This window comes from Cellulophaga sp. L1A9 (genome assembly GCF_009797025.1).
Taxonomy (GTDB): Bacteria; Bacteroidota; Bacteroidia; order Flavobacteriales; family Flavobacteriaceae; genus Cellulophaga.
Window position 1 is genome coordinate 4,865,831 of the sequence record NZ_CP047027.1, and the last position, 23,597, is coordinate 4,889,427.

20 protein-coding genes are annotated in these 23,597 nt (G+C 33.6%); 5 read left to right on the forward strand and 15 right to left on the reverse strand.

Going from position 1 to position 23,597, the window contains the following annotated elements; translation table 11 throughout:
• Positions 1–32: 32 nt before the first annotated feature.
• The gene (locus tag GQR94_RS21455; RefSeq protein ID WP_158979075.1) at positions 33–494 is read right to left on the reverse strand and encodes a (2Fe-2S)-binding protein; all 462 of its coding nucleotides are present in this window, start codon (positions 492–494) and stop codon (positions 33–35) included.
• A gap of 223 nt (positions 495–717) precedes the next feature.
• Between GQR94_RS21455 and GQR94_RS21460 the strand changes: the two genes are divergently transcribed.
• From GQR94_RS21460 to GQR94_RS21470, 3 genes are all read left to right on the forward strand, one after another.
• The gene (locus tag GQR94_RS21460; protein ID WP_158979077.1) at positions 718–1,809 is read left to right on the forward strand and encodes a VWA domain-containing protein; all 1,092 of its coding nucleotides are present in this window, start codon (positions 718–720) and stop codon (positions 1,807–1,809) included.
• Between the two features lie 142 nt (positions 1,810–1,951).
• Positions 1,952–2,779, forward strand: coding sequence for an OmpA family protein (locus GQR94_RS21465; RefSeq protein WP_158979079.1), 828 nt, complete (start codon positions 1,952–1,954; stop codon positions 2,777–2,779).
• A 164-nt stretch (positions 2,780–2,943) separates the two neighbouring features.
• On the forward strand, positions 2,944–3,120 hold the full coding sequence (locus tag GQR94_RS21470) for a hypothetical protein (protein ID WP_158979081.1): 177 nt from the start codon (positions 2,944–2,946) through the stop codon (positions 3,118–3,120).
• Between the two features lie 2 nt (positions 3,121–3,122).
• Here the strand turns inward: GQR94_RS21470 and GQR94_RS21475 are convergent, their stop codons facing one another.
• Genes GQR94_RS21475 through GQR94_RS21485 form a run of 3 tightly spaced genes read right to left on the reverse strand, consistent with a single transcriptional unit; the run spans position 3,123 to position 5,774 of the window.
• Complete coding sequence (locus GQR94_RS21475) at positions 3,123–4,631, reverse strand: M14 metallopeptidase family protein (RefSeq protein ID WP_158979083.1); 1,509 nt, start codon at positions 4,629–4,631, stop codon at positions 3,123–3,125.
• 4 nt (positions 4,632–4,635) lie between these two features.
• Entirely contained in the window at positions 4,636–5,295 is a 660-nt protein-coding gene (locus tag GQR94_RS21480; protein WP_158979085.1) for a peptidoglycan recognition family protein, read from the reverse strand.
• Positions 5,296–5,330: 35 nt separating this feature from the next.
• Positions 5,331–5,774: a 3D domain-containing protein gene (locus GQR94_RS21485; RefSeq protein WP_158979087.1), complete on the reverse strand. Its 444-nt coding sequence runs from the start codon at positions 5,772–5,774 to the stop codon at positions 5,331–5,333.
• A gap of 231 nt (positions 5,775–6,005) precedes the next feature.
• On the opposite strand from GQR94_RS21485, the gene GQR94_RS21490 reads away from it, so the two are divergent.
• A complete protein-coding gene (locus tag GQR94_RS21490; RefSeq protein ID WP_158979088.1) occupies positions 6,006–7,334 on the forward strand; it encodes a serine hydrolase in 1,329 nt (442 codons plus the stop codon).
• A gap of 220 nt (positions 7,335–7,554) precedes the next feature.
• Here the strand turns inward: GQR94_RS21490 and GQR94_RS21495 are convergent, their stop codons facing one another.
• The 5 genes from GQR94_RS21495 to GQR94_RS21515 all read right to left on the reverse strand — a co-directional run bounded on the left by GQR94_RS21495 (position 7,555) and on the right by GQR94_RS21515 (position 12,781).
• Positions 7,555–8,169 (reverse strand): DEAD/DEAH box helicase, encoded by a 615-nt coding sequence (locus GQR94_RS21495; RefSeq protein WP_158979089.1) that lies wholly within the window; start codon positions 8,167–8,169, stop codon positions 7,555–7,557.
• A 265-nt stretch (positions 8,170–8,434) separates the two neighbouring features.
• Positions 8,435–9,277: a 1,4-dihydroxy-2-naphthoyl-CoA synthase gene (locus GQR94_RS21500; protein WP_013552809.1), complete on the reverse strand. Its 843-nt coding sequence runs from the start codon at positions 9,275–9,277 to the stop codon at positions 8,435–8,437.
• A gap of 122 nt (positions 9,278–9,399) precedes the next feature.
• Positions 9,400–10,629 carry a glycosyltransferase gene (locus GQR94_RS21505; protein WP_158979090.1) on the reverse strand — a complete coding sequence of 410 codons (1,230 nt, stop codon included), beginning with the start codon at positions 10,627–10,629 and terminating at the stop codon, positions 9,400–9,402.
• 8 nt (positions 10,630–10,637) lie between these two features.
• On the reverse strand, positions 10,638–12,149 hold the full coding sequence (locus GQR94_RS21510) for a DEAD/DEAH box helicase (RefSeq protein ID WP_158979091.1): 1,512 nt from the start codon (positions 12,147–12,149) through the stop codon (positions 10,638–10,640).
• A gap of 119 nt (positions 12,150–12,268) precedes the next feature.
• Positions 12,269–12,781 carry a DUF6155 family protein gene (locus tag GQR94_RS21515; RefSeq protein WP_158979092.1) on the reverse strand — a complete coding sequence of 171 codons (513 nt, stop codon included), beginning with the start codon at positions 12,779–12,781 and terminating at the stop codon, positions 12,269–12,271.
• Between the two features lie 144 nt (positions 12,782–12,925).
• On the opposite strand from GQR94_RS21515, the gene GQR94_RS21520 reads away from it, so the two are divergent.
• Positions 12,926–13,789 carry an RNA polymerase sigma factor RpoD/SigA gene (locus GQR94_RS21520; protein ID WP_013552813.1) on the forward strand — a complete coding sequence of 288 codons (864 nt, stop codon included), beginning with the start codon at positions 12,926–12,928 and terminating at the stop codon, positions 13,787–13,789.
• 410 nt (positions 13,790–14,199) lie between these two features.
• Here GQR94_RS21520 and GQR94_RS21525 read toward each other — a convergent pair whose 3' ends face one another.
• Genes GQR94_RS21525 through GQR94_RS21550 form a run of 6 tightly spaced genes read right to left on the reverse strand, consistent with a single transcriptional unit; the run spans position 14,200 to position 23,508 of the window.
• Positions 14,200–15,432, reverse strand: a complete 1,233-nt coding sequence (locus tag GQR94_RS21525; protein ID WP_158979094.1) for a YaiO family outer membrane beta-barrel protein — start codon at positions 15,430–15,432, stop codon at positions 14,200–14,202.
• Position 15,433: 1 nt separating this feature from the next.
• Positions 15,434–17,824: an LTA synthase family protein gene (locus tag GQR94_RS21530; protein WP_158979095.1), complete on the reverse strand. Its 2,391-nt coding sequence runs from the start codon at positions 17,822–17,824 to the stop codon at positions 15,434–15,436.
• A gap of 2 nt (positions 17,825–17,826) precedes the next feature.
• Positions 17,827–19,257, reverse strand: a complete 1,431-nt coding sequence (locus GQR94_RS21535; RefSeq protein WP_158979098.1) for a glycosyltransferase family 2 protein — start codon at positions 19,255–19,257, stop codon at positions 17,827–17,829.
• Positions 19,250–21,304, reverse strand: a complete 2,055-nt coding sequence (locus tag GQR94_RS21540) for a HEAT repeat domain-containing protein (RefSeq protein WP_158979100.1) — start codon at positions 21,302–21,304, stop codon at positions 19,250–19,252. Before GQR94_RS21540 ends, GQR94_RS21535 begins: the two co-directional genes overlap by 8 nt.
• Before the next feature lie 43 nt (positions 21,305–21,347).
• Positions 21,348–21,719, reverse strand: coding sequence for a response regulator transcription factor (locus GQR94_RS21545; protein ID WP_158979102.1), 372 nt, complete (start codon positions 21,717–21,719; stop codon positions 21,348–21,350).
• 1 nt (position 21,720) lies between these two features.
• Positions 21,721–23,508, reverse strand: a complete 1,788-nt coding sequence (locus GQR94_RS21550) for an ATP-binding protein (protein ID WP_158979104.1) — start codon at positions 23,506–23,508, stop codon at positions 21,721–21,723.
• Between the last annotated feature and the right edge of the window lie 89 nt (positions 23,509–23,597).

A 23,597-nucleotide genomic window follows, 5' to 3' on the forward strand; every position in this document is an offset into this window, starting at 1 on the left:
TTAAGATAGATAATTATAGTACTAAAATTGACTTACGCCATACCTTCCGCTGCTTTTTTAACAGCTTTTTGTATGCGTTGGTAAGATGCACATCTACAAATATTACCATGCATCGCATTTTTTATTTCTTCTTCAGATGGATTGGGATTGCTTTTTAAAAAAGCTGAGGCCGTCATTATTTGTCCAGCTTGGCAGTATCCACATTGCGGAACATCTATTTCTTTCCAAGCTACTTGAACTGGATGCGTACCTTCTTTTGACAAGCCTTCTATAGTCGTAATTTCTTTTCCATTCACTTGCTCCATAGTAAGGCTACAACTTCTTACCGCATTTCCTTCTAAGTGAATAGTACACGCACCACATTGCGCAATACCACACCCAAATTTGGTGCCCACTAAATTTAATTGATCTCGTAATACCCACAGTACTGGAGTATCTGCGCTAACCGCAACTGTTGTCGCAATTCCGTTTATTGTCACTGTATATGATGGCATACTATTTGATTTAGTTGGTGGATATAGAACTACAAGATATTGAAAATATTTAGGGGATTTTGTAGTAATCACTAAATAACAGCTCTTTTTAACATAGTTTTAATACGAAATACGAAACGATGACAGAATAAATCTTAACAATCTTTAACAGATTATAGAAAACATTACTATAATTTTGTAGCACAATAAGCGTTATAACGCTTGAACATTAAAAAAATTGAAAATGAAAATAATATTGAGATCATCAATTTACCTTATAGCATTGTTTACCTTGTTTTCTTGTGGAAACGCAGAAAACGATGTTTTTTTTAATCCGAGTTCGGGTACAGATTTAGGAGAAGGATCCACTGTAGACTCTTGTTTAGATCTAGGCGACAGTCAACTTACCCTATCCATTCAAGATCAATTTACTACTTTGCCAGGAAAAGTTTCTATATTCTTTAAGGTATCAGACACAGAAGGAAACCCAGTATCTGGGTTAACGGCTAATCAATTTACCATTTACGAACAAGGTAGAAATGACGATTGCTTTAATAAGATATCTACTTCTGAAGCGCAAGCAAGAATTTCGCCTAACGCACAGATTTTTAATAACAGTACTTTATTAGTACTAGACTTAAGTAATAGTGTTTTAAGCAGCAGCTTGCAAGAATTAAAAACCGCCTCTGTTAGCTTTGTAAATAATGTAATGCCTGAAGTTGAAACTGAATCTAATAAAATGGCCATCTATTGGTTTGATGGCGAAGATGAACTTCACTTATTAAATGATTTGACCGCTTCTAAGGAAGAATTGATTGCTTCTATAGATAGTATTACTGATGATATTAGTAATGACCCATCAACCGATTTATATGGTGCGGTAATTAAATCTACTGAAAAAGCCGAAAAATTAATTAATGAAACGAAAAATAACGATATCATTGGTGCTGCTTCAATTGTAATTTTTACTGATGGAACAGATCAAGCATCTCGATATACTGAAAAAGCTGCTTTAGATAAAGTAAAAAATGCTAGCTTAAATATATCATACTTTACCATTGGTTTAGGTAGTGAGATTGATACTGAGGTATTAACGAGCATAGGAAAAACATCTAGTGTCTTTGCTGGTAATAAAGCAGAGTTAGAAACAACCTTCAACAACATCTCCTATTTGGTATCGCAAAGAGCTAATAGTTTCTATCTTTTTGAATATTGTAGCCCAAAACGTGATGGTAGTGGTGACAATAATTTAGCGATACAAGTAACTTCTGGCAGTTTACAAGGTGCCGTGCAAACAAAATTTAGTGCAAATGGATTTACGGGTGGTTGCGAATAACTATCAGATTAACAATATTTTACAAGGCTACCCTATTTGGGTGGCCTTTGTTTTTTTAAATCAAGACGTCTTTTTTTAAACTTTCTTCGTAGATAATAAGCAAGAATGACATTGTTTATTAGAAATAACTAAAAATTTTAAAATGAAAAAATTATCTGTAATCACCGTTTTATCGATTGTTGCTTTTAGCTCATGTGTATCGAAGAAAAAATATGTAGCATTAGAATCTGATCTAAATAATACAAAAAGCATTTTAACTAAGACTCAAGTTGAAAAAGAAGATCTTGAAGCTAAAATGACTAAAATTGAAGCTAGAGTTACTGAGTATAATGATAAAATAAATTCATTAAAAGAAGTAAATGATTCTCAGTATAGTTCTGTAGATGATATTGCAGTAATGAGCAATAACACTAAAGAGAAAATGAAAGCGACTTTAAGTAAAGTAGATCCTGCTCTTTTAGCAAATGCTAAAACAATGGAAGATTCTATCAACTTAGCCATTTCTTATAACCTAAAGAAATCTATCGCTGATGATGAAGATGATGTAAATATCAACATTGACAAAACTGTTGTTATGATTAACATTTCTGATAAATTACTTTTCAATAGTGGTAGTTATACTGTAAGTAATAAAGCAAATAATATCCTTAAAAAAATTGCTGATGTGATCAACTCTGAACCAAGTATGGAAGTTATGGTTGAAGGACATACAGATTCTAGAACTATTCAAACTCCAATGTTTCAAGACAACTGGGATTTAAGTGTAAAAAGAGCAACTTCTGTAGTTCGTATTTTACAGAAAAAATACAATGTAGCTCCTGAAAAATTAATTGCTTCAGGAAGAAGTAGCTATTTACCTTTAGTAGAAAATGACTCTAAAGAAAATAGATCTAAAAACAGAAGAACAAGAATCGTTATTATTCCTAACTTAGATAAATTCTTCGCTTTATTAGATTCTGAGAATCTTTAATAAAGTTTAATAAAATTACATAAAAAAGGGGATGCTACACAGCATCCCCTTTTTTATGTTCTATAGTTGAGGTAGGGTATTTTACTTCTCAATTGTTCTATAGGAAAGGTCCCCTACTTACCTACTTATCATTTTTGAGCTATGTAACACTAAAAATTAATAGTATGAATGTTATGTATCAAATTATAGAACAAAGTTCTTTACACGGAATGTCAAATTGGATAAAAGCACTAGCAATTTCCATCTTTACGGCCATTACTTTTTTGTTGATTACCATGCTGGTATTGCTTATAATAAATTTTTCCTGTACTAGTGTTACCTTAGGGTACTTATACGAGTAATCTTACTTTAAAATTAAAGCATTCTTGAATACTCCTTGTTCTGCTTTCAAATCAATTAAATACCCATTAACTACAGCGTATTCCAAACTGCCGTTTTTCTCTAAAAAGAACGAGGGATTTGCTCCTACAGCTAACCTTAACGTTTCTGGAGCTTTATAACTTCCTCGTGTTATATTTAAAGGCATAGGAGATTCCATTATTTTTTCAGGGATTCCATCTACGGAAACATACAAATAGCCTTGCTTTAATAAGGCGTAGGCATCTAATTTTAAAAATTCCGTCATAGAAGTGAGACGTTTAGGGTATACCTTACCCATTGTTGCTGTATACGCTGAAGCATCAAACACTTCATACCCATAATAGGTAGATAAATCACCTTGATCCACAATAGTACTAGATACCCAAAAGTCCTTATGGTCTGGCTTATCAATTTCAAATCTTTGGATTCCCAAATCCAAGGTATAGGTCTTTTCTAAAAGGTTATACTGTATATTTTCAATTTTTAAATCGAAAAGCTTACGATCATTCTCTGGTATTTTTTCATAATCTGAAATAGCTATCTCATTATAACTTTTAGTTGATATTGTATAAATAGCCGATAAAATAGAGACATAATTAAGCTTTCTTATTTCTTGCTTTTCTGTATCGTTTTTATAGCCTCCCGATTCTATTAAAATAGCACTTGTTCCCCATTTCTGAATATTATCTCCAAACGCTCGTGGTTCAAAATCATCATTATACCTCCCCACTTGGCCCGGCGCATAATCCTGAATAATGCGATTCATAAAAACGATAATTTTCATGGCATTGCCACGAACCTCATTAATATCTTTTTCGTAATTGTAAGCGGGTGCTAAATATGAGATTGTAGCAGGTTTATCTGTACGTTCTGCATTATAATAGGTGCTCTGATCATGCAAATTAAATCCGAAATCAGCGTCTAAACTATCTCTGACTTTTTTTAGTGTCCTGCCTTCTGGCGATTGTAAAACGAGTGCATCTCTATTGATATCAATGCCTAGTCTATTTCTGCGGGTATACACTTCTGCCCCATCAGGATTTAACATGGGTAAAAAATGCAATGTTAAATTACTTAAAATTGATTCTTTCTCTGCTTGAAACTCACCACTATCTAGAAAATTAAGAATATCAAAAATAGCCTGCGTGGCTGTTGGTTCATCTCCATGCATTTGTGACCATAGGAACACACTAGTATCTCCGCTCCCAACACTTATTAACGATAAAGGCCTGCCTTCTATAGATTCTCCTACTTTTTTAACGGTATACCCTTCTTTATTCCTGAATTTAGCTATTAAAGGCTGAATATCGTGGTGTTTAATTCTCCTTTTTGTTAAGGTTGCTTCTTTATACCTATCATAAGTATCATAAAGCGCCGATGTTAAATTAGATTTGATTTCGGAATTTTCTTTTACGTGCTCATTCGTTGTTATTGACTGACAAGAAGCAGATAAACTCACAATAATCGTGATTAGAAGGAAGTAAATTTTCATTATTTTATTTTTCAGGGACCAATTTAAATTCTAATTTTCTAGTTGCTTTACGCACTTTTTTCATGAAATGTTCTCCTGGATCGGTTTTTACAGTCCGGTAAGCTGAATCCTTTTCGAGCCACAATTCATGACCTTCAAAATTAGTATATTCATAGTGACCTATAACATAGTCAATATCATATTTTTCTTTTAAATATTTTACCAACCACACATTAGATTTTAATTGTTTCCTTGTCAAAGGCAAACCTTCTCCTCCTCCAACATTTTCTACTCCAATAGCACAGTGATTTAAACCAATAACATGACGCGCCATTGTTGTTTCTGGCAATAATTGATAGATGGTACCGTCCTGATCAATTAAAAATTGCGAAGAGACATTCAATCCGCTTACATTCTCTAAATCTGGTCGCCAATTTGGAAGCTTAGCCTCATAAAAGGCCTTGTATGACTCTTCCATAGTAGGAATGACAGTCCAATGTAATACAATCATTTTTGGGTCAATGGCCGAACTAGATGTTTCTAAACCATACCTATCTCTCATATACTCAAGGGTAAGCTGCTCACGTTCTGCGTCAAAAAGTATGGGTTTTGCTACAACTGTTCGGTTTACCACACAGGATATCATTGTAAAAAATAGCACGGTACACAACAGGTATCTTCTCATTATTTAACTTACTTTGTAATTAGTACTTATTTAGATCATTTTACTGAAGCAGATAACAAACTGCTATCCTTTTCTTCTAAGTAAAAAATGGTTAATTTTTTTCTTCCCCATTCTTTAGCTTTCTTTTTATTTGTTCCCATATAAACATCTATTTTATTTCGGTGTCTAAAATGCATTTTATCTTTTACTAAAAATGTATCTGGAAACGTATCTATTCGGACCATGGTATTATAGGTTAGGCCTTTCCGCATTAAATCTCTTGAAACTGCAATTGTTTTCATTCCTGGTTTTAACGTATCACCCCAAGCAGCAATATTAGCATTTAGCGCTGTAGTCTGCGAGGGTAATGAATTATAAGCAGTCACGGTTACCTTTAAAGGTTGCCAATCCTTTAAATCTAATTTTTTCTTTTCTTCGTGATTGCATCCTACTAGTAAAACCAGCGCAAATAACACGTAATAACATCGTTTTAAAACCATTATCAGTATTTTTTTTATTACACCGTTAAAACCTTAATGTACTCCCTAGATTATATATTCTTTTCAATCTTAATATTTTTTTAGTTCGCACTATCTAAAAGCTAGCTCCACTTAAAAGACACGCCACTAGTCTTGATTCTTTATGAAATATTTAAACTAGCAATAGCCCTATTATATTAGTTATATTTATGCTTAATTTAAAGATACAATAAATCTACAAATCCGTTTTAAATGAAAATTTTCAAAAGAATCCTACTCGTTCTTGTACTTGCATTATTTGTTATTGGTTATTTAAATTATCCCAAATTAAATCTAATCGCCGGGTTCGCATCAAAAAACATGGCGTCTAGTATTTTTATTGGCGAAAGAACAGCAGCATCCGTAGCTGAAAATGACAACAATGTTCCTCTCGTAAAACTAGCAGACGTGAAAATAGCTAAAAATAGTACAACGGGGACTGTATTTGGATTAATGCCAAGGAAAGCGGTTTATAGAGAAGGTTTAGGATGTGTATTGGTTAATGATTCTTATGATGAAAACAAACCTTATTTACAACCAAATAGAACAAAGGCAATTGATTCATCTTTTCCTTTTGAGACCTCACAACCACCAGATAGTTTATTTGATCATGTAAATTTCCCTAAATTAAATGCAGCAATAGCACATAGTTTTTCAGATGCTGAACTAAAGAAAACCCGTACGGTTTTAGTCTACCATAAAGGAAAAATTATTGCAGAAAGATATGCTGACGGATTTAATAAAGAATCACGTATTTTAGGATGGTCCATGACTAAGAGTATCATAGCTACCTTGTATGGAATGTTAGCATATGAAGGTAAAATAGATTTAGATATGCGGGCACCTATTGCTTCATGGCAAAAGGATGACCGAAAAAACATAACGTTAAACCATTTACTACGTATGCAAAGCGGACTTGCTTGGGATGAAAATTACACGACTATTTCTGATGTAACAAAAATGCTTTTCCTAGCTAGTGATATGACTAAAGTACAGGCAGAAAAAGAAGCGGTAGCCAAACCAACGGAAATTTGGAATTATTCTTCGGGAACTTCTAATCTGCTTTCAGGTATTTTAAGAGATCGATTTGCAAATCGTCAGGATTATTTAGATTTCCCGTATAAAACTTTAATTGATAAAATAGGAATGCACTCTATGCTCCTAGAAGCTGATATGGATGGAAATTACATCGCATCTTCTTATTCTTGGGCAACCACACGTGATTGGGCTAAATTTGGTATTTTATACCTCAATAAAGGAAATTGGAACGGTACGCAGTTATTTGACGAGAACTGGGTGAATTATATCACCACACCCACAAAACACTCGGATGGTGTATATGGTGCACATTTCTGGTTAAACGCCGGAGGTAAGTTTCCTGATGTACCCCGAGATATGTTTTCTGCAAACGGATTTCAAGGACAATATGTATTCGTAATCCCTTCTAAAGATTTAGTGGTTGTAAGAACGGGACTTTCTGAGAACCCTAATTTTAATGTGAATGAATTTCTAAGTGAGATAATAAGTGCTTTAAAAGAGTAACCCTTTGGTCTTTGAATCTCGTAAAAAACAAATTTTAAGAAACTCACCACAACTATTCCTTAGTTGACAACAATATTTTCGAGAACATGTATTTGCATCTTAAATTTACACTGTAGTTAAGATATTAGATTAGTTTTTCATTTTTCATATAGTGTTCTCGTAAAAAGAGCTTTAACCAATGGTTAAAGCTCTTTTTCAATTTATTAAACCTGCTAAAAGATTATTTGGTTTCTACAATATGCGCATTCGCCATAAATGCGTCTTGCATACGAGTCATACGTTCATCAAACTCAGTTCCAAATACAATATATTGGCATTTTTCTAAACTCTCTGGTGTTCTAATTAAATCTGAATATGCACTTGCTTTAATTAAAAATTCCGCATCTTCAACCATAAACATTTTAAGAGCTCCTAGGTTAATTCCATTTAAATAGAATATTTTATTCAACCGTTTAGGTGTTGCAATAACAACATCTACACCATCGTAAATATCGGCACGCTGGTCTTCCAAATTCTGCTCATCGTATGCACAATAGACCCGTAAGTCCATTCTGCGTATGTACTTATCAAACTCTGCTGCCAACTCAAGCGCAGATTTTTTATCTTTTACAAAAATCAATGCTCGGGGCGCATCTTCAAAAGGCTTACATTCTAATTTCTGAAGTACCGCGATAACAATGGCTGTCGTTTTACCTGCTCCCTGAGGTGCAATCCCAAAAACACTTGCACCTCCCTTTATTTTAGGGAGTATTGCTTTTTGGAATTCTGTATACTGTGTAATTCCATGATTACTTAGGACTTCTTTTAATTCTGGCTGTAACTTTTTAAACGACATAATTTGATGTATTCGAAATAGTTTTTTTGTATTCTTTTTAAGCTAAATAACAACTTTTAAAACGTTCACCACAATTATGGAGGTGTTCACAACAATAGTTTTAAAAAGGTATATGTCTTGTATACTTTAGCAGTGTAATCAAAACGAAATAAAATTTTTCATTTTCATATAGTGTTCTCGTAAAAGGCCTTTTCTTAATTGAATAGGTCTTTTTTAATTCCCTAAAGTGAAACTATACGTATACAGTATTCATATTCCACCCGGTTTAAGGAATCCATTTATTTTTACCAAAGTCGGGCTTACGCTTTTCTAAAAAGGCATTCCTACCCTCTTTAGCTTCCTCTGTCATATAAGCCAAACGTGTAGCTTCACCCGCAAATACTTGCTGCCCCACCATACCATCATCAGTTAGATTCATAGCAAATTTAAGCATCTTTATAGAGGTTGGCGATTTTTCTAAAATCTCTTGCGCCCACTGAAAAGCAGTATCCTCTAATTCATCATGAGGAATAACAGCATTTACCATACCCATTTCAAAAGCTTCTTGAGCAGAATAATTTCGTCCTAGAAAGAAAATTTCTCTCGCTTTTTTCTGACCTACCATTTTTGCTAAATATGCAGAACCATACCCGCCATCAAAACTAGTAACATCGGCATCCGTTTGCTTAAATATGGCGTGTTCTTTACTCGCTAATGTTAAATCACAAACCACATGTAAAGAATGTCCGCCACCTACTGCCCAACCAGGAACTACCGCTATAACTGCTTTTGGCATAAACCGAATTAAGCGCTGGACTTCTAATATATTTAAGCGATGCATTCCATCCTCACCAACATACCCTTGATCTCCCCTAGCTCTTTGATCGCCACCGCTGCAAAAAGAATACACCCCATCTTTCGTTGATGGCCCTTCTGCTGCTAACAAAACAACTCCTATAGAAGTGTCTTCTTGTGCATCATAAAATGCTTGGTATAATTCACTTGTAGTTTTTGGTCTAAATGCATTACGCACATTTGGTCTATTAAATGCTATACGCGCAACTCCATCACACTTTTTATAGGTAATATCTTCAAACTCTTTTACCGTTTTCCAGTCGATTTTTTTCATTTTCAATTTCACTTTAATGCTTCAAAGATAAGAGAAAATATATGGATAGTTTAGTGAAACACCAATGGTCTTCTTAGACTTTCAAACCGTTTTTAGAATGATGGAAAAGAGCTCTTCTGTTCCTAAGAATTTTTAGCTTCTATCCATTTAGCCATATACTTGGTACTTTGCATACTTTGATGTTGCAATAACCCCCCTACTATATTGTTTTGTCTATGGAGTATTATGTTTTTTTGGAGTTTTTCTAAAATCATTACAAACTGATTTTCTAAACGGACAGCATCATAGTTAGATTTTAGAATTTTATATCCGTTAGCCTGAGCTTCTATCCATTGCTCTTCCTTAGTATATAATGCAACGGCTTTCCTAACAAAGTCTACCTCATCTGTAGCAATTGCACCATTCCATGGCAAATTATCTGCCATGCCCTCTGCTCCAATAGCTGTAGTTATACTTGGCGTACCAAAACGCATACTATCTAGAAGTTTTCCTTTAATTCCTGCTCCAAAACGCAAAGGTGCTAAATTCAACTTTGCACTTGTAAAAGTATCTTTTAAATTTTTCGTAAATCCCTGAATATAGAAACCTTCAATAGGTTTATGCATTTGCAAAACTTGTTGGGAGAGGTATGAACCATAAATATGCAAATTAGCGCCTGGTAATTCTTTTTTTATTTGAGGCCAAATTTTAGTTTTCAACCACAATACCGCGTCTACATTAGGAGCATGCTTACCATTACCAATGCATATGAAATCTTTTCGATTTAAAAAATTTGGATACTGCGCTATTTGCTCCTCTGAAACTGCATGTACCATAAAAGGCAAGTGGAGTAATAATGCTGGATCTATTTTAGCCTCTTCTTGTAAAATTTGCATTTCAAAACTTGAAATAATCAATGAGAGATCACAGCGGTATATACTAGCCAATTCTCTTTTAGCCACATCACTTTGGAGCCATAAAGAAGCAGAGAATGGACTATTTTTTTTGAATAATTCTTGACGGATAATTCGTAAACTATGCACATCTTCTGTGTCTAAAATACGTATGGCATCAGGGACGTGTTCTGCAACTCTCCATCCAAACTGTTCTTCAATGATAAAACGATCAAAAACAACAACATCAGGCTGTAACTCTGAGATAAAAACATCAAAAGACGGGTTATTTAATTCAATTTTCGCCTTGACAATATTTAATTCCTGTAAATCTATGGTAAATTGAGATTCGGCCGCCGTACTTGCAAAAGTAACCTGAACGTTGTTTTGAAGAAAAACCTGAAGCAATTGCATGATTCGGGTTCCCGCAGCAGTGGTAAGCTCAGGCCAATTAACACCTATAAATAGCACTTTTTGCATTCGCATGTCTATAGTTTCTCAGAAAATTTTTGAGAGATTTTTAAACGTAATTTACGCTCATAATCTTCCGCCAGCCATTCTTTGTAGTTTTTAGTATTGTTCATAATACAATACGAATATAAACGAACACGATATTCAATATCATCTTTGAGTTGTTTGGCAAGAATTCGTGCATCAAAAACATCCTCGCTATTTTCAATACAGATTCTAGCATGCTGTTCAATACTATGTTCCAGAACCAATTTGGATTTTTTTCCTGCTGCAAAAACTTTTTTATACTCTTCTTTTACATCAAAACTTAAGTTATCAGATTTAGAGAATTGCGCACGTAAATCATCCGGCATTTCATACACAAAATCACGTTCAATTTCTTCATCATTTCTAATGTTTTCCAGATAAAACTCTGGGAAAAGAAAAATTTCTTTCCAATCAATTGGAGCATCCCACATACCAAAACGTGCAACATTATTCCCCATATCAATTACGGTAAATTTATCTTTATTTGGCAAAATACGGGAACCTCTACCAATCATTTGAAAATATAGGGTGAGTGATTTTGTTGCTCTGTTTAATATAATAGTTTCTACTGTGGGCTCATCAAAACCAGTGGTAAGAATACTCACCGAGGAAAGGATTGCTCCAGGGGTTTCAGAAAACCACTTTAAGATTTCTTTTCGTTCTGTAGCCGTATTTTTATTATCTAAGTGGCGTATAGTATAACCCGCTTTTTTAAAAGATTCATATACATACCTAGACGTATTGATCCCATTATTAAAAATTAACGTTTTTGTGCCTTTTGCAATATCCTCATAGGTTGATATTAACTTGGTAACCATACCATAATTACCATAAAGTTCATCAGAAGATTTTACAGTATAATCGCCGCCAACACCTAATTTAAGTGTTTTTAAACTTACATCTTTATGGTACACCTCGGCTTTCGCTAGAAAATTCTTATCAATTAAAGATTGTATCGATTCACCGATGATTAGCTTCTTATAGTTATCCTTCATCGGAAGCTTAATATTGGAGCTCAGCGGAGTAGCCGTAACCCCAAGAATAACTGCTTTTTCGAAATATTTAAAAAGTTTACGAAAAGAGTTATAGTGAGCTTCATCAATAATAACAAGACCTATATCATTAAGCTCTACTTTATCTTCCTGAAGTCTATTGTTCAGTGTTTCTACCATAGCCACGAAACACATATATTCATCTTGATCTACAAGCTCTTTAACACTACTGTTAATAACCTTATTTTTAACGCCAAAAGTTTTTAGCATTCTAGAGGTCTGAGCCCCTAGTTCTATTCGATGCGTTAGCACAATTACTTTTTTCTTACGTTCGGTAATAAAACGACGCGCAATTTCTGAAAAAACTACTGTTTTTCCTCCCCCTGTGGGTAGTTGATATAAGAGATTAACATCGTCGTTAGATTCATTTAAAAACGTAAAAATAGTATTCAAATCTTCTAACTGATAATCGTAAAGTGTCTTTTCTGTTGTATGGTTTTGTACCTTCAAAAGCTGCCCAAGATTTAAATTTTAGCTGGTATTTCTGTTATTTATGTACAAAAATGCCAATTTTACAAAACTAGCAGATTTTTGTGCTTAAATAAAATATTAGTTCTTAAATAAATTTTTTAAGTATCAATTTTATCTAAAACTCTAGAAAAGTCTTCAAGGTTTGGCCAACGCTGTTCCTCTACAGAAGTATAAATAACAGCAATACGTTTATTAAAATTTGGCAACAGGTTTTCCTGAGAAATATAGGTAATCGCTTGATCAAATGAGTTGAGCATACTTTTGTAAAACGTATCTGCGACATTCTTTTCTGAGGAAAAAGATTGTGCTATTTCTAGATTATACAACATCAAATCTGCCAAAAGATAAGACTCTACCCCAAGTTTGAGGTAATGCTTTATAAATTTTTGAGCGATAGATCTTCGTGCCCGTGCTCTTTTACGCCGAATAGGAAAATATTCATTTGAAATTTTAATTTTTGCCGCTTGAATTAGCTTATCCTCTTTTGGGTTGAAGATAAAATCATAATATTCTTTGACCACAGGAAATCTTACATACAAATCTACAAGTTGTGCTTCCAATTCTTTTTTTGGTGCTTCTGATACGAATTTTTTCAAGGCTGTCTTACTCATAGACTACAAAGATAAGCTGCTCAAAAGTTGGAGGCAAATTTTCCGATTCCTTAAATTTTTCATAAATATGAGGCTTATTTACCCATATATTAGGAAATGTCTTTTTTAAAACGTATAATGTAAGTTCGAACAATAGATAGATATATGAGGCAACTTAAGATAATTAAGCAAGTAACTAATAGAGAGTCAAAATCATTAGATAAATACTTGCAAGATATCAGTAAAATAGATTTAATAACCGCAAATGAGGAGGTTGATTTAGCGCAACGAATTAGAGAAGGTGATCAATTAGCCTTAGAAAAATTAACTACGGCAAATTTACGTTTTGTAGTATCTGTTGCTAAACAATACCAGAATCAAGGCTTAACATTGCCCGATTTAATTAATGAAGGAAACGTTGGTTTAGTAAAAGCAGCCAAACGTTTTGATGAAACAAGAGGGTTTAAATTTATTTCATATGCAGTTTGGTGGATTAGACAAGCGATTTTACAAGCATTAGCAGAGCAATCTCGTATTGTACGGTTACCGCTGAATAAGATTGGTTCTATAAACAAGATTAAAAAAGCTTTTTCTTATTTAGAGCAAGCACATGAAAGACCTCCTTCTGCAGAAGAAATTGCAAAAGAGTTAGAAATGACCGTGAGTGAAGTACAGCAGTCTCTTAAGAATACGGGAAGACACGTATCTATGGATGCTCCCTTAAAAGAAGGGGAAGATTCTAACTTGTACAATGTAATAGGATCAGGAGAATCTCCTAACCCTGATAAACAATTATTACAACAGTCTTTAAATATTGAAATCAATAGAGCGTTAGAGACTTTGTCGCAACGTGAAGCAGATGTAGTAAAACTTTATTATGGTATTGGTGATCAACATTCTATGACCTTAGAAGAAATAGGTCAGACTTTTGATTTAACACGTGAACGTGTACGTCAAATTAGAGAAAAGGCAATTCGTAAATTGAAACACAATTCTCGAAGTAAAATACTTAAAACCTATTTAGGTTAAAATAAAAAAAGGCTCGCAATTTGCGAGCCTTTTTTATGGATATAATTCTCTTTTTCTAAGAACGATTTAATTCGTTGATATTATAATTACCTAATATTTCATTCAAATTATTGATGAAATTTACATAAGCTGAGTTTTCTTGATTCTTGTTTGACATAGGTTTATTTTGTTTATACGTTAATGCCTCTTTTTAAAAAAAATCTAATTCTACTAATTCATTTAAACTTAAAATCTCATTGAGATCTTGTAAGAATGATAAATATTCTTCTCCGTAGGTATCGTAAAGCATAATTAAAGGATTTGGGTTAATTACACCATAAATGTATATGAATAGTTGAAGTGTTACAATTTAATGTGGTGAAACTCTTGAAAATTGTGGTCAAATTAAATTGAAGGAAAAAATGCTCCGTTTAAAACTTAATTTGATAGATAAAACCTACTGTACCCGCTATGAAGAAGTTTCCTGGATCAAAACTTAATTCTTGCCTAGTAACTCCCACCATTGTTTTTAAGGCATTAGGATTGTTTTTAAATGTAAATTGATACTCTAGATTAAGCTGCTGAGTTTCTAAGTACAGTAAGGTTTCTGCCAATAAGGTAGTTCCGTTTTTAAACTGCTTTAGATCTGAAATGTACCCATAACTAAAATTGGCTCCCCAATAATTATAGTTGTCTTTTAAATATTTACGTACTAAAATATTCCCTGAAACACTAAGGCTATTGCCTGCTGATGGTGTGATATAAGGGCGGAGCGAAAAAAAGTAATTACCACGATATACGCCAAAGGAAGCCGTATAAATATAAACATCACTGGTTACAAAGTTGAGATAACGCGCTCCTAACGAAACTTCCATAGCCTTTGGTAAGTTTACATAGAGCTCTGCTCCTGCCCTATGCTTAGGAAAAATACTAGCGTCTGAAAAACCATAATTTGTATACATATATACTTTTTTAGAAAATTGAGGATAAGCATCAACCTCATACTGAACACCACTTGTATTAAATCTATTGGCATAGTTTATTCTAGGAATGATACTCCCATATTTTGTTTTTCTAGTATAACTTATACTTGTCAAATACATGGGGTCGTAGACCTTATTAAAAACATCTATACTCCCAGAGACATCAACACTATTTTTAAATTCTTTTATACCTGGTAGTATACTATCTGATTCTTGAATAGATAATTCTTTTTCACGAGAAGTAGCAATAGCTTGGATGGCCTCTTCCTTTAAAACCATAATATCCATATCCTCCCGTAAATAAAGTAAGGCCTTATTAGACAACCCTATAGCTGTACTATAGTTCTTACCATAGATTTCATTTTTAATAGCGGCAACCCATACTTCTTTATTGTTTTTATTGGAAGACGTTATTTTATTAAATTCTATTCTAGCTTCATCATAAGCAGCATCCCAGCTATAAGTCTTTGCCAATAAGGTACGTACTTCTGTGTAGTTAGGATATTTAGAGAGAATTAACCGCAGCGTATCTCTCGCCTCTCCTCTACGTCCAGCAAAAGCTATTTCTCGCGCATTTAAAAAAGAAGCATCAGCATCGCCAGTAAACACAGACTCCTGTGCTTTTACGCCGCATACTATCGCACATAACACTAGTAATAGGTATATTCTTCTCTTATCCATATTATATTTCCGAAGCCATATAAGCTTCTATATTAGCGTTAACAATTAAGGTGTTAGATTCTTTCCTTGTTTTTTGAAGTATTTGATAGGAGCGCTTTAGCTTTTTACTAATTTCTGATCCTAGGATATTATTATCCTGAATTTTTTCAAACAAAAACAATACTTTTTCATTTTTGCCAGACCAGAAATAAACATCTAACATGGCCAGATAAATATCCTCATAATTGGGATTTGTTTTTAGACATTCCTCTAAAATCAAAATAGCTTCATCATAATCTCCATTCCAAGCTTTCACGCGCCCTTTTAAAATAGAAGCATCAATGTGACTTGGTACTTGTGATCGTATAAACTTTATAAGCAACAAAGCCTTATCATAATCGCCATTAAAAGCTAATTGCTTCGCGGTTTCATAGGCATTGTCAAAATCTTTACCATTAAACTGACTATTTATCCAAACCGTCTCTTTACTAGTAAACTTCTTTTGCTCCATTTTATGAAATACATACGCTTCTGGTAGAATCTTGTTATTTTTTGTTACATAAGCATTTAATCCTTTAAAATCATCTAATAGCACCTCGTAATCCGTCACATCTTCACTTAGTTCCTCTAATTCCATATACTTACTAATTTTAAATAGATTGCCCTTACTATAAAAATGCTCATTAGAAATAATATCGTTGAGTTCGTTTTTATTTCGCATTAAAGGAATGTTTTTAGCTATTCTAAATTCAGCATGCATATCAAGACCTTCCCCTAGCCAGGATGACTTCTCAGCCAAGTTAATTTTATACTTTTCAGAAAGCATAGCCAGAATACTAGGTACCACATCTATATGAGAAGAAACTGCACTAATCTTCTGGGGTTCTTTTAATAAAGGACTAAAAAACAGCATGGGAACATGAAAGCGACGCAATGTATTTTTCTGCGGAATAGGCACCAAACGATGATCGCCTGTAATCACAAAAATTGTATTGCTATAGGAAGGTTTTTTTTCATAAGCAATCATAAAGTCTCGGAGGGCCTCATCTCCATAAAGTAAGCAACTGAATATAGCCTTGTTTCTAGTAATTAACTTTCGGGTACGCTTTTCATAGCGATTAGAGTGTTCTAAAATGGTCTCGACTTTAGCATCGTAAAAATCCTGATTGGGCAATATAAACGGTTCGTGTGTGGTCAAGGTCATAAAAACATCTAAGCTCGGTGCATCATCAGCCATAAAATTTGCCAATGCTTTTTTGTACAACTCTTTATCAGGGTATCCCCAAGAGGCTCCTGCAGCATCAGCCGGTTGTAGTTTGTAACTTCTTTCGTATTTACTTCGATCTATTAGAACATCAATATTTTCACTTCGCAGAAATTGATCTAAATGATCAAAAGAACTATTCGCTCCCATATAAAAGTTAGTATGGTATCCATTATTTTTTAAGATGCTAAATAACGTCACTTTATTAGGCATTTCTTCTAGGTTCATAAATCCTTTATTACCAAAAGGCAAGGAACCCAATAATGATGGAATGACTCCAAAAGTTCTTCCCGTATTGCTTAAAAAATGATCAAAATAGAGCGATTTATGAGTTAACTCATCAATAAATGGTGTAAAACCACCAAATTCTGCATCATCGCCAACAAAGTCGCCCCCTAAACCCTCAACCACAATAAAAACAAAATTTGGAACCTCCTCTTTAAGGTTAAAATACGCCCCTAATACATCCTTACTATTACTATCCCTGAGTAGTGGGAATTCCGTTTTCACAATATAATCTGTCTTCTCTAAAGAAGCGGAAATTAAATTATAAACTAAATATTGAGTTTTATTATCATTTATAGGTTTTCGTTCCGTAAATAAGGTCATTAAAAACAAACTCATTAAAAATATAGTGAACGGAAACATTTTACTGATATAATGATAAAATGAACCTGTAAATTTAAAAAAGGTATAAAAAACAAAGATTATGACCGCAAAAAGTCCTGTAGCATACCTGCCGAAATTACCTGATTTAAAAATAATATTCAGAATATTTTGAATTGAGTACCCTAAAAGATCTGAACCTAAAGGAACATAGGCAGCTGTATAATAGCCTATTAATAGCGCTTCTAAACACAAAAGGAAAACTATGATTGCAAAAACAAATTTGATTCCAAGTCGAGGTTTTAAGCGCTCCAACAAACGATAAGGAATTACCAAAGATAAGGCCACTAATGCGCTGAAACCTATATGATGAATTGTCGCAAGAAAAAAACTCATACCAAAAATACGATCGGTAACCCCTTTAAAATAAAGCGCCACATACTGATAAACAGAAAGTAGAATAAGACAAAACAAATATGCTAGAATTAACCTAGTATATCCTCTTAAGGTCGCTTTGCGAAGTATGTTTATCTTAACTTCCATGCCTATACCGTTTTTGCAAACCCTTTTCGCGTTATGGTACCCCAACCCGACTTAATTTTAAATAGCTTCTTATAATTTCCTCGTACCGCCGCAAACACGACAATTGGATGAAAAATAAATGGTTCTACCAGAGCACAACCCCTTAAATTTAAAATGTCTTTCACTTTTTTATATTCATTATACGAGTAAACCTCCCAAAGAATAGCATAAAAACTAAACATGATGGAATAGGTATAAATCATAGTGGTAATCGCTATAAAAAAAGGGAAATTTAAAATACCTAAATAATAAAACAAGATGATAGAGAAAAATCCGAAAAACTCTAATAAGGGCGCTAACCATTCATAAAAGAACCAATAAGGATAACTTATCATTCCTAATCTACCATACTTAGGGTTAAAGAACATATCTCTATGTTTATATAGGGTTTCAAAATTACCCCTCGACCAACGGTCTCGCTGGTTTACTAATATTTTTTTACTTTCAGGAACTTCGGTCCAACAAAGTGCATCTGGAATATATTCAATGGTATGTGGCAATTTATTTTCAACCATATACCTTCGCATCCGGAAAACAATTTCCATGTCTTCCCCTACTGTATGGGTATCATAACCACCACAAGCCAATGCAATTTCACGATCAAAAAAACCAAAAGCACCTGAAATAATTAAAAGACTATCCATGCGGCCAAATGCCATTCTCCCTAATAAGAATGATCTAGTATATTCTAATAGCTGAAACCTTGCTAGCCAATTTTTAGGCAATCGAATCTCCTCCAATGCTCCTCCATTAATAACGCAAGAATTGGCAACACGAATAACTCCTCCTACCGCAATTACTCTTTTTTCTGAGCGTTGATAAAAAGATTTTACCACATGAAGTAACGCATCTGGGAGTAACAAACAATCTACATCTATACACCCTATGTATTGATTTTCTGAAAGCTGCATGCCAGTATTTAATGCATCCGATTTCCCCCCATTCTCCTTATCAATTACCGTAAGTTTAGAAAAAGATTGTTGCGTAGATTTATATATGCCTCGAATAGGTTTAGATTTCCAATTGGGGTCTATTGGTCTATCAATCTTTACCAAATCATACGCATCTATCATTTTTTGTAGCGTATCATCTTTACTGCCATCATTAACCACCATTACCTCGTAGTTCACGTATTTTAAAGACATAAGTGATCTAATATTCTCTACAATAGTCATTCCTTCATTAAATGCAGGTGCTACTATAGTAAGGCTTGGGGCTAACGGAGATGCCATAACCTTTGACAAATCTCCAAAACTATTCTTATTTCTATAATGTAGCGAGCCTTTAGTAGACAAGTACCCCATAACTGTAAAAAGGGTAAATAGCACTGCTGTAAACACAAAGAATACGATGTTTATATAATCTAAAATGATATTAAAAAGACCGCTATCCATGGAGTTTGTCTATTACCGTAACGGGGAAATCTAAAAATTGCTGAAAAAAGCCATGTTCTTCTTGCGTTAAGGCGTGCTCATGTTTTATAGGACGAACAACATTATCGTTTGCCATATCTGCAAGGCGTTTTTCTGGTGCTAAATCTATCTGAAAATTAATATCAAAAAGATCTAAATATTCTGATTCTTGATGTTCTTTCTCCTCTTCCAAAAAACAATATTCTAAAGATTTTAATTTCTCTATAATGGGAGACATGCTTAGCGGGACTTCTTCTTCAAGGTTTATCGGTATTTCCTGATTCACTTCTGGATGAATAGCAACCGTGGTATCTTTTGAAATTTCATTCAACATACTTATCATTGAATCTACCACTCCTTTCTCTGGTGTCTCTATTTTTATCCTTTCTTTTAAAACATGTATTACAAAAGAAGCTTTTGATTTAATTTTAGGATTGGGATAATTCTCTAAACTATTTAAAAAAGCAAGATCTTTATCATCAGCTAATGAAACCATTTCCTCTAATAATATTAATTTACAGGCATCATCAGATTTTTCGAATAAAGACTTAAAGATACTTTCATAAGTAGGTGCTAAATCTTCCGCTACATTATCAAAGCTATCTTCTTGTTTGATTAACACTTTAGACTCCGTTTGAATTTCTATGGACTCATAATCGACCTCCTCTTTATCCGCGTCTATTTCAGCCTCAAACGGAATCTCCTCTCCAGAAATAGAAACTGTTTCATGTTTTAGAAATTGCTTGGCTTCTTCGGTAGAAAAATCTTGATCTACGAGAAGTTGATTAACCTTTACATCCTTAGGAATAAACTCCACCATTGCTGCATACATGGTATCTATAATATCTGTTTGTGGTAGTACTTCTGACAAGACTTCCTCATGACTATCTACAGAAAGTGCTATATTTTCATCAGGTACAGTATCCTCTTCGGCAGCCACAGTTGGGGTATTAATTTTTAGAGGTGGTTCCTCTTCCTCTTCATCAAATAACTCAATATCTTCTGTAGGAATTATATATTCTGGTTGTATAGAATTCATAGCACTCAAAGCTTTACTTTTTACCGTAAAATTGCGTTCTTTATGAGCAACATCTAATAGAAAAGAAAGCTCAGCTTTATCACCAATTTCAGCCAAAGTATCTAAAATAGCTAGTTTAACATTTGTTCTATTCTTCCAAAAAACAGTTTTCAAGGCCGGTTTTGCTTCTACAAAATAAAATTGCTTGATACAGTTGATAGCTTCCAATTTGATGCTACTATTTTTATGACGCATTAAAGCAATTATAGAGGCTCTTGAATCATCTTGATCGTAATGTTTTATAAGCCTTAGTGCAAATAAAATAACATGCTTATTTTTAGATGTTAGCCATTTATAAAAACGCGGCGGATCAAAATCCTCATGATTAGAAAGCACTTCTAAAATCTTGAGCTGCTGCCATTCTGAAATCTGATATACCGTGGTATCTAGGAAATATGAAATACCATTATGATCTAGTGTAACTGAGGAAATCTCTGCTTGTTTACGAATCACTGATCGCTTATCGTTTATAAACCCACTAATAAAGTCATAAGATTCTGCCACTTGCATTTGAGTTAACTCAAACATGGCTTGAGAAATTTTTTGCCATTTCCAACTCTTAAGCTTCTCGAAAGCTCGGATCTCTAAGTTCAAATCTTTATATAGCTTGAATAACTGTTTTCGTGTATCGCCAGAAACATCTTTTTTAAGATCTAGAAGTATTTCTGTTAAGACCTTTTCATTTTCAACATCCTTAATAAGCTCTCGTATCTCTATTTTTTTCTGTATATAACTCTTCTTTTCGTCTTTAGACCCTTCTTGCTCTTGATAAAACAAGAACTCACTTACCAAGGGTGCCAAGGTATTTTTACGTCTACTAGTATCTGCAGATTTTTTCAGAAATTTATTTCTATAAAAAAAGATAGCGACAAAATATACTGCAGAAAGTATTACAAATAAGACAGATAAATCCCACAAAATATCCGTATGGATCTTCGGAGCACTTATCAAATGAAAAATTTTGAGTTGGGGGAACTTCAAATATTTTATTTAATTAAATTCTTGCGAGCTCTTTTTTAAGCCTTAAAAGCAATTCGGCTGGACTTACTGGTTTTGCTAAAAAATCATTAGCACCTAGTTTAAATGCACTCAAGATATTCTCTTCATTCCCTGCGGATGATAGAATAATTATAGGCACATCTAATTTTAATTCGTTACGTACGTAATCTGTGATTTCTAAACCAGAAAAATAGGGCATCATAATATCAGACACTATAATATCTGGCTTTTCTGTTTCCAAATAGGCTTTTACGCTTTTACCATCTGTACAGATTTTAACTTCATAACCCGCCTTTTTTAGACGAAAGTCTAAAAGGGAAGCCAGAAGTTGATCATCATCTGCCAAAAGTAATTTTATAGCACCCATATTAATTGCTATTCTTATAGGCTGAAATAGCTATTTCTATTTCATTTTCAATGATTGGGTATTCTTTTACAAAACAATCAAAAAGAAAATTTAAATATTTAAAATCCTGGTCTTCTAAACACACTTTATGCATTTGCTCTACAATACGGAGCAATCCATCAGTTTGCATGATACGCAATCCTGCTTTTATCTTATGTGTATTAAACTGTACACCCTCACTATTGGAATATTTTAAGTCTAATTTTGTTTTGCCAATAAATTCTACAATATTTTGTTTAAATAACTGTACTAATTCTTCTAAAATTTCTACATCACCTAAACAATCTTCTATTACGCCAGATAGATTGACATTAAAAGGTTCTGTAAAATTGATTTTTGAAATTACTTGGGGGGATTTCATAGGTTCAATTTGGTTTAAGGTATTCCTATTTATATTCGCATTTGTTGTAATCTTTTGCAACAACACCTTAGCGTCAAAAGGTTTTAATAAATAATCATTGATTCCATTGGCTGCACATAAATTTTTATCTTTAATAGAAAAATCTGCTGTAAGCGCTATAATGGGTAAACTTTTAATTCGTTCGTTTTTATGTTCACGAATCACTTTTGCAACAAGGTAACCACTAGTTACAGGCATCCGTAAGTCCATTAAAATAACATCTATTTTATAGTGTTCTAAAATAGCGACGCCATCATTTAAATCATCCGTAATATAATTGCAACAACCCCAATTATCTAGGCGATTCTGAATTAGTTTCTGATTCATCGTATTGTCCTCAAACACAAGAATGTTAAGCTTTTTTATTTGCAGCTCTTGCGCGAGAATCTCTTCATCTATAAGTATATTAGAAACAAGATCTTTTGCTTGCCCAATTTGATATGGAAGTGAAAAATTAAACGTAGTACCCACACCCAATTCACTTTTAACAGATATTTTACCGTTTAGAGATTCAATAATATGTTTTACAATACTCAGCCCTAAGCCTGTACCTCCGTAATGCTTCTGAGTATCTTCTGATGCTTGTTTGTAATAATCAAAAATAGTAGTTAACTTTTCTTCCGCTATTCCAATGCCCGTATCGGTTACCGAAAAATTGAGGACCACTTTATTTTTACTTTTATGAGCTACATCAATCGCTAGGTTGATACTACCCTCTTCCACAAATTTTATAGCATTACCAATAAGGTTTAAAAGCACTTGAGATAACTTAGAAGGATCGCCTATTAAATTTTCAGGTACTGCATCTGAATAAGAAACATTAAAGCTAACCTTAGGATTCACTATAAGCGTCTGGCATAAATAGCAAACGTCATTAACAATATTATTAAAATTGAAATCTACAGATTCAAAATAGGCAGTTCCAGAAGTCAATTTTGAATATTCTAACAGTTCATTTATTAGCGTTAACAATGTGTTAGAAGCTCCTTTTATGGCCTGCACATGTGTTGCCTGGTTTTCTGTTAGTGTACTTTCTGACAATAACTCTGTAAAACCAACAATACCATTGAGCGGCGTTCTTATCTCATGACTCACTCGGGCAATAAGCTGCTCATCATTTGATGCCGGAATTGTTTTATTGCGACTTTTTAAGTTTTCGTTTAAAGCTTTTACCTTTCTAGGCGCTTCTGAAGCTACCGCACTTACCGTTTTCTCCTCAATCTTTTCTTTAAAAGCTTGGAAAGAATCTTTTAACCTAACCGCCTCATCAGAGGTCAGTTCTTCAAAGGAAAAACTACTTAGTTTTAATTCTAAGTCCGATATATAGGAAAGTAATTCGTTAGATTTCAAAGTAAATAAATTTGGGTTACTATTATTTTTTTGTCCTGATAAATGCTCCTTGATAGGATCGCAAGTAGCTGTGCTACGTTCTTTATAGT